Origin of the sequence: Psychrobacter sp. Sarcosine-02u-2, assembly GCF_002836335.1 — a bacterium.
Lineage (GTDB): Bacteria > Pseudomonadota > Gammaproteobacteria > Pseudomonadales > Moraxellaceae > Psychrobacter > Psychrobacter faecalis.
The window spans coordinates 62,061-73,352 of sequence record NZ_PJBX01000158.1; the positions used below are offsets into that span (position 1 = coordinate 62,061).

The following is an 11,292-nucleotide window of genomic DNA, read 5'->3' on the forward strand; positions in this document are numbered from 1 at the left end:
ATTGATTGACACCGAAGGTTAATTGATTGAAGATAAAAATTAAATCTTTTTACCATCGACCATTAGCGGGCGGCTAACCAGCCAAGCAAACCCCACGTTGATAATCATCAGTACCAGCATAATGAATAACGGTAAATCCCAGTTGTCCGTTGCTTCATGCAACCAACCGGTGCCAAGTGGACCAAAAAACGCAATCAGATAACCAATGGCTTGCGCCATGCCCGACAGCTCGCTTGATTGATTGGCGGTATAAGTACGCATCGAAAACAGCATCATACTTAAAGTGAAAATCGCCGAGCAGCCCATGCCCATTAGTCCTGACCATAGCCAAGCATAATCGGCAGACAGATAAGTGAGACCCAAGACGCCGAGCACGTTTAGTGACGCAGCAAAGATGGCCAGCGCTTGTATAGGACGCCCGCGGTTGACGAGCCACGTTAAGCTTAAAATAGCAACCGGTGCCATAAATTGAAAGACGGAAGCCATTTGTCCCGCGCTCACCGCTGACAACCCTTTACTTAGCCATATCGACGGTAAGAAACTGGCAACGGTATAAAAAAGCAAGGACTGTAAGCCCATAAATACCGCAATTTGCCAAGCAAACGGCGTGCGCCACATCGAAATGTGCGATGGCGCTTTCTCGCCTGCGGCAAGAGGTTTGATGGGCTGATGGTTCGAAGAACCCAAACGCAGCCGTAGCACTACCCAAATGATTAAGGCAAACAAGCCTAAAATCGACCAGCCACCAAGTGCCCATTGCCAACCAACCTTCTCAGATAATGGCAATACCACGCCAGCGACAATCCCAGCCGACACTGTCATGGTGAGACTAAATAAACCTGTAATCAGAGGAATATGGTTCGGTGTGCGCTGTTTGATGACAGGGGCAGCAAGGGTATTGGCAAAGCCAATTGCCAATGTTAGCAATAACGTGCCGCTTAAAAAGCCAATCCAAGTCGGAATGACGCTACGAATAACCATACCTGCGGTTAATAACGCAATCATCGTGATCAGCGTATTTTCAAGGCCAAAACGCTTCCCAATCGTAGGGGAAATAAAAGCCCCAAGCGCAAAGGTCAGCATCGGCACTGCACCAAGCCAACCAATTTGGGTTTCGGAGATATCAAGCGCCCCTTGCACTACCGGCGCAATAGAACCCAGCGCCACAATCGGCGCGCGCATATTGGACGCCAATAAAACCATAGCACATAGCACCAGCCAAAAAATAAAGCGCGATGAGGGCAGCTTTAGGTTTGCTGGCGCATCTGGTTGAGACTGGGACGGTATATCAGATTGCAAATTAGGAGAGGTAGACATAGCAGCACGACTATTAAAATAAAAAAAGGACACGTCATTTATAAGCACTGACTCAGCAGCACTTATAAATAACCCCAAGGCCCGTCGATAAGACGGCGCTCAAGACCACATATTAGAATATAGAGTATAAAAACACTTGCAGAAAGCAAGTCATATGAACTTGCTACCCCATTTATCAGGGTAAAGTTAGTATATGAATAGTGAAGTTTTGGCTTTGCTGATAGCGCTTATGATAAAAAGGCTTTTATATAAACGCTAAAGCAAAAATAGCGTCAGTCACCGTTAGTTTGCAAGGTTAATTGCAAAGGACTCGACGCTATTATAAGAATAGAGGGCGGCTAAATACTACCAACGTATGGTAACAAATAGCAGGTTTATACCGACTTGCCTAATTGCGCAGCCTTTAGCGCGGTTTCTTGCTGCTGGTCAACCAGCGATTCGCATTTATTGGGGTCGTTACCACAAAATGAGCAAAACTCATCACCCATCAATTTTGCCACACCACCGCACGAGCCTCTAAGCGGCTTTTTTTTGACCATATAACCGATGCCCATAAAGATAAAAAACAGCATAAAGACGGTAAAGGTAACAGCAAGCATGGGAAGCAATTGGTTAAGCATAGAGATAACCTCTCGTTTAAAATATGAAGCAGCCATCTAAGCAATGACTTACTTATAGTATAGCAAAAATTTGCCTCGCCCGTTTGTGCTTAGCAGGTTATTACAGTCTAGACGTTTGATACTAAGACTTTTTATCGGCGCGTAAGGTTTTCATCGCCGGCGTTTCGACCACTTGCCAATCATCAACGCTGTCGGTCGCCGTGTCTGCTGCAACACCTTTTGCCAAAATCACAAATAAAGCTGCGATATTGTGCTCTTTCGCCGTAGCCAGCGCTTTTTCATAAGGCATGGCGGTCAAGGCCGTTGCCCACGCATCCGCCAGCGCCACCGTTTCTGCAGCGACCGTTACTGATGGCGCACCGCCTACGATTGGCTCACCTGTGGTTGGGGCAATAGTATGGCTATAGTGCTTACCATCGAAAACAACGGAGTTGCGATAGTTGCCAGAAGTAGCAAGCGCCATGCTAGCGCCATTATTGATAGGCTGGCGAATCATCGCCATTGCTTGCCGAGTACTTACCGTACTGCCCTCAATGGGTGCATCAATAGCGATTTGCCACGGCTGCTGCTGGGCGCTAACGCCTGAAGTCGCCACTTCGCCGCCAATCTCAACCATATAGTTGCGAATTTGATAAGTGTTCTTAAGCACATCGGCAATGACGTCGACGCCATAACCTTTAGCCACCGCCGAAAAATCAAGGCCAACGCCGTCTTTGGTTTTATAAATGCTGTCATCTTTTTGAATGACACTGTCAAAATCGACCAAGGCTTTCGCTTGCGCAATCTCAAGCGCCGTTGGCGGACTTTGTAAGCGCTCAACCGTCATGGTACTGCCAAAGCCCCAAGTTTCTATCAAAGGCATTACCGTTGGGTCAAAAGCGCCGCCCGATAGCTCATAAACTTGCCTTGAGGCTTGCAACACATGGCTAAAATCGGCGTCGATAGCAATCGGCGTATCTTTGCCTAATTGGTTAAATTTAGAAATAGTAGAGTCGGCTTGATAGGTCGACATGCTGTCGTTTATATCTTGCAAGCGCTTATCAATTGCTGCTTGTATGGCAGCTTCATCAGCGCCTTTGGGGAATTGATAACTGATGTGGTAGCTGGTGCCCATGGTCTCGCCGCTAAGATTGTCGTAATCGGGCTTTTGCTGGCAGGCGCTAAGCATGAGTACAGAGCTGATAGCAATAATGGTTAAAGAGGCGGATTTTAGGGGTTTGTTAGGAGTAAGAAAGGTGGTTAAATTTGTCATATAAGTCATCACAGCTTGATAAAGCGAAGGGGTGAGTGGGGACGTTAGTTTGCAGGTAATAAACTAAGCAAGCTAAGCGTCGCCTATTTTACACCCCTTGTTACCGATAAGGCCAATTTACGACTAACGTACGACTTGAATAACTACGACTCGAGAAGATACGATTGAACCTGCCTGTTTTTATTTAACCTGTGACTCCCGAATAAGCTTATATAGCTTTGGCGGCGATAAACGATTGACTCTAGTGGCAAGTTTTTCTTTATTGCCAGCAACGATGATATATTCTTCACCCTTAGTCAGAGCTTTGACGACCTGTTTGGCAAAGGCGGTCGCCGTCAGTCCTTTATTGGTGGCGTCATCCATCGTCCCCTGCGCGCTACCATCACCAGTTAAAGCATTGATAGAGATATTGGTTTGAATAAATCCTGGGAATATGGTCGCCACCTCGATACCTTGGTCATGCAATTCTGCACGCAAGCTGTTTGCCCACATATGAATCGCGGCTTTGGCAGCACCATACGCGCCGCGATATTGGGTACCCAGTAAACCTGCCACGCTCGATACCATGACAATTTTGCCGCCGCCTTGCGCAATCATATCGGGCAATACCAGTCTGGTCAGCCGCGTTTGCGCGAAATAATCTATCTCCATCAGCTTACGCTCAATTTCCTCAGTCGTTTCCATAATAAGCGCCCGTTGACTGATACCTGCATTATTAATCAACCAATCCACTTTTTCAGTTTTAGCCTTGATTGTTTCATAGGCAGCTTTTGCTTGCTTGGCATCGGCGATATCAAAGGGAACGACGATATGTTTTTTGCTGTTTTTGCAGCGAATTTTGACGGTCTCTAATTTATCTTTATCACGGCCACTTAAAATAATGCTGGCACCACGTTTGGCAAAGGCAATTGATAATGCTTCGCCGATACCGCTAGACGCGCCGGTAACCCAAATGGTCAAATCTTTCACTTTGGTTTTCATAAGAATCCTTTCTGATTGAAAATGGTTGATTTAGCGCATAAAAAAAGAGCCTCTATTGAGACTCTTAATTTATCATATATTTTTAGCTTAACGATACTTGTTGAATACATAGGTGTTATCAACCGATTTAAATAATCGACTTAACCACCAAAATCATCAAGCATGATGTTTTCATCTTCCACGCCCAAACTGTGTAGCATGTCGATAACCGCCGCGTTCATCATCGGTGGCCCGCACATGTAGTATTCACAGTCTTCTGGGTTTGGATGGTCTTTAAGATAATTTTCAAGCAGCACGTTATGGATAAAGCCAGTTGGACCTTCCCAATTGTCCTCAGGGAGAGGATCAGACAAGGCCACATGCCACTCGAAGTTATCAAACTCTTCTTCTAGTTGGTCATAATCTTCAACGTAGAACATCTCACGAATCGAGCGCGCGCCATACCAAAAGCTAATCTTACGCTTGGTATTTAAGCGTTTGAGCTGATCGAAAATATGCGAGCGCATCGGCGCCATACCTGCACCACCACCAACGAAAATCATTTCAGCTTCGGTGTCTTTGGCAAAGAACTCACCATAAGGACCCGAAACCGTCACTTTATCGCCAGGGACGAGGCTAAATACCCAAGAGGACATTTTGCCCGGTGGTATACCGTCAGGACCGCGTGGCGGTGGACTGGCGATACGGATATTAAACTTAATGATGCCTTTTTCGTCTGGGTAGTTGGCCATTGAGTAAGCACGAATCACTGGCTCATCAACTTTCGACACATATTTGAAAATGTCGAACTTTTCCCAATCTTCGCGGTATTCTTCGTCAATCACAAAGTCTTTATAGTGCACTTCATGCGGCGGCGCTTCTAACTGTACATAACCGCCCGCGCGGAAATTGACTTCCTCGCCTTCTGGAATTTTTAGTACCAACTCTTTAATAAAGGTGGCAACGTTATCATTCGAGACAACTTCACATTCCCACTTTTGTACATCAAAAAACTCAGGGTCAATCTCAATTTTCATGTCTTGCTTTACCGCAACCTGACAAGCAAGGCGCATGTGGTTACGGATTTCGCCTTGGGTAAAATACCCAGTTTCGGTGGGCAGAATAGAGCCGCCCCCTTCAATAACGCGGCAACGACACTGCGCGCACGTACCACCGCCACCACAGGCTGAAGATAAGAAAATACCTTCGCTCGCCAATGTTTGTAGCAGTTTTCCGCCCGCGGGTGTCACGACGTCATTATCGGGATTATCGTTGATATGGATAGTAACATCGCCTGAACTGACCAATCTTGAGCGCGCCGCCAAAATAATGGCAACGAGACCCATGATGATCACGGTAAACATAGCAACGCCACCAATCGCCGTAGCGTAATCCATGGTAGGTATCCTTAATCTATGGAGTAGGGGAGCGAAAAAACGTCTTTACGTTTTTTGAACCCCTACCGAATAAATGAATTAAATAGGTCAAAGTGCTAAATAGGGTTTAATCTTAGCGGTTTAAATTGACATACCGCCGAAAGACATAAAGCCAAGTGACATCAGACCAACCGTGATAAAGGTAATACCAAGACCACGCAGCGGCGCTGGAATGTCTGAGTATTTTAGCTTTTCACGGATACCCGCCAAGGCGGTAATCGCCAATGCCCAACCGAAGCCTGCGCCAACGCCATATACCATCGATTCGCCAAAGTTATAATCACGCTCAACCATAAACAGTACGCCACCTAAGATGGCACAGTTGACGGTAATCAGTGGCAAAAACACCCCAAGGGCGTTATACAGACTTGGGACGAACTTATCTAAGAACATCTCTAAAATCTGTACCACAGCGGCAATCAAACCGATATAACTAAGTAGGCCCAAAAAGCTTAAGTCGATATCAGGGAAACCTGCCCATGCCAGCGCACCATTTTTTAAGATGAACTGAAACAAAAGGTTATTTAGCGGTACGGTAATCGCCATCACGACGACCACAGCGACCCCAAGACCAATCGCGGTGGAGACCTTTTTTGATACCGCCAAAAAGGTACACATGCCTAAGAAGTAGGCCAGCGCCATATTCTCGATAAAGACCGAGGTTATAAATAAACTGACATAGTGTCCCATTAGTGACCGCCTCCTTGTGCCATGCCTTTAGATTGCGGCTTCATTACAAATTCAGCTTCTTCGACCTGTTCAGGTTTCCAAGTACGGATAATCACAATGAACAGAGCGATAATAAAGAACGCTGACGGTGGCAATAGTAATAGACCATTTGGTACGTACCAACCACCATCGTTTGCAGTTTGCAAAATGGTAATACCGAACCAGCTGCCTGCGCCCAAAATCTCACGCACACTCGCGACGAATAGCAGTACCGCTGAGTAACCAAGACCGTTACCAATACCGTCTAAAAAGCTTGGTACTGGTGGATTGCTCATGGCAAATGCTTCGGCACGGCCCATCACGATACAGTTGGTGATAATCAAACCAACGAATACCGACAAGCCTTTACTGACATCATAAGCGACCGCTTTTAAAATCTGGTCAACCACAATAACCAATGACGCAATAATCGTCATCTGCACAATAATACGAATGCTTGAAGGGATTTGCTTACGGATAATAGAGATAAAAAAGCTTGAGAATGCGGTGACCAAGGTCAACGCCACACTCATCACCAGCGCATTCGCCACACTGGTAGTAACCGCCAACGCCGAACAAATACCTAAGATTTGCAGGGCAATCGGGTTATTGTCAAAGATAGGCGAGGTTAAAATCGTTTTTGTATCAGCCATGTTATGCCTCCTTGCCGTGTGCTGCTGGCACTACTGCGACCAGTTCGGTTGCGGGATGCGTCTGCTGTTGATGTAAGTTCTGACCCAGTTTTTTATACGGACTTTGATTGGCTTTGACTTCTGCATCCGCCAATGTTTTACCGCTCTCTTCACGCAGATGATCTAGATAAGGTTTATAACCTTGCTCACCGAGCCAAAACTGAATCATGTTACTGACGCCGCGACTGGTCAAAGTAGCACCACTGATACCATCTACCCAGTTGTCTTTTGGATTACCGGCTTTGGTCACACCCGTTGCTACTGCGCCGTTTTCGTCATAAGAATGAATGCCGCTCCACATGGCGCGCCACTCAGGCTCTTCGATACGAGCACCTAGACCTGGGGTTTCTTTATGCTCATAAAAACTGATACCTTTGATGGTATTCATATCGCTCTCAAGCGTTAAGAAACCATAAATCGTACCCCATAGACCATAGCCTTGAATAGGCAGCACCACCATTTCAGGTTGTCCAGCGTCATCACTTTTGACATAGACTTTGGCATATTTAGGAACACGGCCGATACCAGCAGGGTCATTACCGCCCAAATCTTCGCTTAGCGCCTGATTTTTGGTCGCTTGACTGGCATCGTACGCATTGCGATCGGGAATGCCAGCGGCTTTTAGCGCGTCGTCATCGAGGTAATCGCCTTTATTAAGGTCAACGATCTTTACCTCAAAGTCTTTAAAACGCTCGGCCACATCTTCATTGGTATCAGACGCCGGGTCAAACATACCGGCGGCAACTAAGATATTTTTGTTACGGTCTAAGCGTGCGTTTTCAACTTGCGCTGGTTTTAAACCAACAGCCGCCGCTGAGACCAATACAGAACACACCAAGCATAGCGTCAACGCCACGCTGATGGTTTTTGCATTATTACTTTTGGGCTTGGACATAACGAACCCTCCGTGCTGTTTGGCGCTTGATATTGGCTTGCGTCACAAAGTAATCAAATAGTGGCGCAAATAAGTTGGCGAATAAAATGGCAAGCATGATGCCTTCTGGGAAGGCTGGGTTGACGACGCGAATAAGTACGGTCATAAAACCAATCAAAATACCATACGCCCAGCGGCCTTTATTGGTGTGCGCAGCTGATACAGGATCGGTTGCCATAAACACCGCACCAAAGGCAAAACCGCCGATGACTAAATGCCAATAAAACGGCAAGCTCATCATCATATTGTCTTCAGAACCAACCATGTTAAAGACTAGCGACGTGGCGATTAGACCCACCACACAACCTGCCATGATGCGCCATGAGGCAATGCGCGTCCAAAGTAGAACCACTGCACCTAGCAAGATAGCCAGCGTCGATACTTCACCGATACTGCCTTGCATATTACCTAAGAAAGCATCCGTCCACGTGATGGCATTGCCATAAACATCAACGAAGTCTTCTGGGACGACGCCAAGCGCAGCAAGTCCAAGTGGCGTGGCTCCTGAGAAACCATCAACCGCCGTCCATACTGAGTCGCCTGACATATAAGCAGGGTAAGCAAAGTACAAGAACGCACGACCTGATAGGGCAGGGTTCAAGAAGTTTTTACCCGTACCGCCAAAGACTTCTTTTGCCACAACCACACCAAAGATGATACCTAAGGCTACTTGCCATAAAGGAATATCTGGTGGAAGACAGAGCGCAAATAGCACAGAAGTCACAAAGAAACCTTCGTTAACTTCATGGCCGCGCACGACAGCAAAGATAATCTCACAGAGAATACCGACCGCAAAGGTGACGATATAAATCGGTAAGAACTGCATGGCCCCGTAGACAAAGCTTGCCCAGATACTGTCTGGATTGTAGCCCGCCATACTGGTGATAACGGTACGCCAGCCTTCAGGCTGTAAGCCAAGCTGCGCAATCGCTGTTAATGCTTGATGACCGATGTTATACATACCCCAAAACATCGCAGGGAAGGTACATAACCAAACGGTAATCATAATACGCTTAAGGTCGATACCGTCGCGCACGTGTGAGGATGCGTATGTCGTTGAGCCTGGTTGACGTAAAAACGTATCAAACATCTCAAAGATAGCGTAGTACTTTTCGTGTTTGCCACCCTTGGTGAAAGACGGCTCCATACGATCGAACATATTGTGTAAAAATTTCATCGTGGTTAGCCCTCCAGCTCAATGCGCGTTAAGTTGTCACGCAAAATATCGCCGAATTCATATTTGCCAGGAGATACAAAGGTGCATAATGCCAAATCTTCTTCGTCCAATTCAAGTACGCCCAAATCGACAGCGCTAACGATGTCTTCGACAATCAAAGCGCGCAGTAGCTGCGTTGGCAGATAGTCTTGAGGCATGACTTCTTCATAGACGCCAATTGGCACCATCGCCCGCGGTGAGCCATTGCTCGAAGTGGTAAAGTCATATTTTTTACCACCAAAAAACTGCGAGATATAGATAGGCAATTTAGAGAATCGATTGGCACCAGCGGTAAAGAAGTGAAACGCTGGACGTTCACGACCTTCGGTTAGCGCACTGATTTGATTATGAAAGCGACCAAGATAATTGGTATTGCCAAACACTTTGCGACCTGAAAGCACAGAACCCGAGATGATACGGTTCTCGCCAGCTGTAAGCTCACCTTTGGTCAATGCTGCGATATCTGCACCGCGCTCGGTGACCACCAAATGCGGGTTTTTAACCGCAGGGCCAGCGAGGCTAAGCATACGGCGCGTATATAAACGACCAGTAGTAAACAGCTTACCAATGGCAATCACGTCTTGGTAACCAATCGTCCACACGGTCACGCCGCGCATGATAGGATGCAAAAAGTGGATGTGCGTGCCAGCCAGACCAGCAGGATGTTTGCCAGCAAAGCTATGATACTCAGTGACATTATTAACCGCCGTTTTGGCAACTGGCGTCAACTGGGCATCGCCGTGATGGCAGACAAAGGTCTTGGGGCTGAGGGTTGATAATACAGCAAGTCCGTCATTGAACGCTTGAAGCTGCTCATTAATCAGCAACATCGGGTCGAACGCTAGTGGATTGGTATCCATAGCGGTGACAAAGATAGCGTGCGGACGGGCACCGATATCAGGAGAGCGGCTATAAGGACGCGTACGAAATGCGGTCCATTCGCCAGAGGCAAGCAGTTGGGTTTCAACGACTTCAGAATCTAGGTCAGCAAGTTGCTGGGAGTCGTAGCGCTGAAATTCTACTTCTTCACCGTTTGGGTCGACCGCAATCACAAGACTTTCAAAAACACGACGCTCACCGCGATTGACGGCGATGACCTTACCAGCAGCAGGAGCAGTATAGATAACGCCGACCCGTTTTTTGTCTTCAAAAACGGGCTGACCTTTAGCTACGATGTCGCCTTCTTTGACATTCATCGTGGGCTTCATGCCCACATAATCATAGCCAACAAGTGCTACATAGGCGGGTCTGTGCTCAGATATCTCGCGGGAGGGTTCACCAGTGATGGGTAAATCCAAACCTTTTTTGATGGTAATCATAAGCGAAAACTTAGTCCATAGTCTAAAACGATACCAGACGTCCTGTTTGGTATATCGGCAGCATGACTAACAGCGTCATTAATAAAGTGCTTTAGCAAACCCAAAAAAGGGCGTGAAAAAGTACTCTAGACATGACACATCATCATAACTACAAGTAAGAGTATTAACGCTGACCTTAGACTCCTTAACAACACGTTAATGTCTTATTCGAATGACCAAAGTGACGACTGGCTACCAAGGTGTATCGTAAAACTCTCAAATCTAACAGTATCCTCAACGAGGAGGACAGTAGATAAAAGACAGTTCTACCATACGATTTATTAAAATCTTAAAATTTGTCGTATCAGAAATCATAGGGTTGTTGCAATTTAAGCAGCGCTGTTCATTTGAGTGAATATAAATGAGGCATCAGTGATTTGTTCATACTTTGCGAAAGCTGTCTTTGTGAAAGCTATCTAAGTGCTGGTTAATGACCTATGATTACAGGGTAAACTCAATTACTTGATAAGCTCAGCATTAATTTGACTGCCAATACAAAGCTCATATTTACCTTATGCTGATTGCAATCGTCAATAGGTAGCAGACGATTAGGTTTTATCATACAAATACAAATTTACCTAGGATTATACGCTAAACTGACCTAAAATTGCCAGTTGGTAAGTGAATTTACCTAATGTTACGAGTGATTCCTTCTGCTAAAACTTATGGTTATGATTATTGGTTTTCTGCCATTTTTAACTCGTATTATGACTTGCCACTGCCATTTTTACTATTTAATGAATTTGTCCTAACCGTCGCTTTTAACATCTTAGCGCAGAATTCTCCCACCTCTAAGGTG

10 protein-coding genes are annotated in these 11,292 nt (G+C 46.1%); all 10 read right to left on the reverse strand.

The window, feature by feature from the left end:
- Positions 1 to 39 precede the first annotated feature (39 nt).
- Positions 40 to 1,317, reverse strand: a complete 1,278-nt coding sequence (locus CXF58_RS06935) for an MFS transporter (protein ID WP_068404397.1) — start codon at positions 1,315 to 1,317, stop codon at positions 40 to 42.
- Positions 1,318 to 1,691: 374 nt separating this feature from the next.
- Positions 1,692 to 1,937, reverse strand: a complete 246-nt coding sequence (nqrM, locus tag CXF58_RS06940) for a (Na+)-NQR maturation NqrM (RefSeq protein ID WP_068404374.1) — start codon at positions 1,935 to 1,937, stop codon at positions 1,692 to 1,694.
- Between the two features lie 121 nt (positions 1,938 to 2,058).
- Positions 2,059 to 3,189, reverse strand: a complete 1,131-nt coding sequence (locus CXF58_RS06945; protein ID WP_180952540.1) for an FAD:protein FMN transferase — start codon at positions 3,187 to 3,189, stop codon at positions 2,059 to 2,061.
- Between the two features lie 180 nt (positions 3,190 to 3,369).
- Entirely contained in the window at positions 3,370 to 4,170 is an 801-nt protein-coding gene (locus CXF58_RS06950) for an SDR family NAD(P)-dependent oxidoreductase (protein WP_102077000.1), read from the reverse strand.
- A gap of 140 nt (positions 4,171 to 4,310) precedes the next feature.
- Positions 4,311 to 5,546 carry an NADH:ubiquinone reductase (Na(+)-transporting) subunit F gene (gene nqrF / locus CXF58_RS06955; protein WP_068404380.1) on the reverse strand — a complete coding sequence of 412 codons (1,236 nt, stop codon included), beginning with the start codon at positions 5,544 to 5,546 and terminating at the stop codon, positions 4,311 to 4,313.
- A gap of 120 nt (positions 5,547 to 5,666) precedes the next feature.
- Positions 5,667 to 6,275, reverse strand: coding sequence for an NADH:ubiquinone reductase (Na(+)-transporting) subunit E (gene nqrE / locus CXF58_RS06960; RefSeq protein WP_068404382.1), 609 nt, complete (start codon positions 6,273 to 6,275; stop codon positions 5,667 to 5,669).
- A complete protein-coding gene (locus tag CXF58_RS06965) occupies positions 6,275 to 6,946 on the reverse strand; it encodes an NADH:ubiquinone reductase (Na(+)-transporting) subunit D (protein ID WP_068404384.1) in 672 nt (223 codons plus the stop codon). Before CXF58_RS06965 ends, nqrE begins: the two co-directional genes overlap by 1 nt.
- A gap of 1 nt (position 6,947) precedes the next feature.
- A complete protein-coding gene (locus CXF58_RS06970; RefSeq protein ID WP_068404386.1) occupies positions 6,948 to 7,880 on the reverse strand; it encodes a Na(+)-translocating NADH-quinone reductase subunit C in 933 nt (310 codons plus the stop codon).
- Entirely contained in the window at positions 7,861 to 9,096 is a 1,236-nt protein-coding gene (locus tag CXF58_RS06975) for an NADH:ubiquinone reductase (Na(+)-transporting) subunit B (protein ID WP_068404388.1), read from the reverse strand. Before CXF58_RS06975 ends, CXF58_RS06970 begins: the two co-directional genes overlap by 20 nt.
- A gap of 5 nt (positions 9,097 to 9,101) precedes the next feature.
- Positions 9,102 to 10,454, reverse strand: coding sequence for a Na(+)-translocating NADH-quinone reductase subunit A (locus CXF58_RS06980; protein WP_068404390.1), 1,353 nt, complete (start codon positions 10,452 to 10,454; stop codon positions 9,102 to 9,104).
- Positions 10,455 to 11,292: the final 838 nt, after the last annotated feature.

Excerpts from the sequence above, each read along its gene's own strand:
- nqrE (WP_068404382.1), bottom strand. The coding sequence starts at position 6,275 with ATGGGACACTATGTCAGTTTATTTATAACCTCGGTCTTTATCGAGAAT.
- CXF58_RS06975 (WP_068404388.1), bottom strand. The coding sequence starts at position 9,096 with ATGAAATTTTTACACAATATGTTCGATCGTATGGAGCCGTCTTTCACC.
- CXF58_RS06935 (WP_068404397.1), bottom strand. The coding sequence starts at position 1,317 with ATGTCTACCTCTCCTAATTTGCAATCTGATATACCGTCCCAGTCTCAA.
- CXF58_RS06970 (WP_068404386.1), bottom strand. The coding sequence starts at position 7,880 with ATGTCCAAGCCCAAAAGTAATAATGCAAAAACCATCAGCGTGGCGTTG.
- nqrF (WP_068404380.1), bottom strand. The coding sequence starts at position 5,546 with ATGGATTACGCTACGGCGATTGGTGGCGTTGCTATGTTTACCGTGATC.
- CXF58_RS06945 (WP_180952540.1), bottom strand. The coding sequence starts at position 3,189 with ATGACAAATTTAACCACCTTTCTTACTCCTAACAAACCCCTAAAATCC.
- nqrM (WP_068404374.1), bottom strand. The coding sequence starts at position 1,937 with ATGCTTAACCAATTGCTTCCCATGCTTGCTGTTACCTTTACCGTCTTT.
- CXF58_RS06950 (WP_102077000.1), bottom strand. The coding sequence starts at position 4,170 with ATGAAAACCAAAGTGAAAGATTTGACCATTTGGGTTACCGGCGCGTCT.
- CXF58_RS06965 (WP_068404384.1), bottom strand. The coding sequence starts at position 6,946 with ATGGCTGATACAAAAACGATTTTAACCTCGCCTATCTTTGACAATAAC.
- CXF58_RS06980 (WP_068404390.1), bottom strand. The coding sequence starts at position 10,454 with ATGATTACCATCAAAAAAGGTTTGGATTTACCCATCACTGGTGAACCC.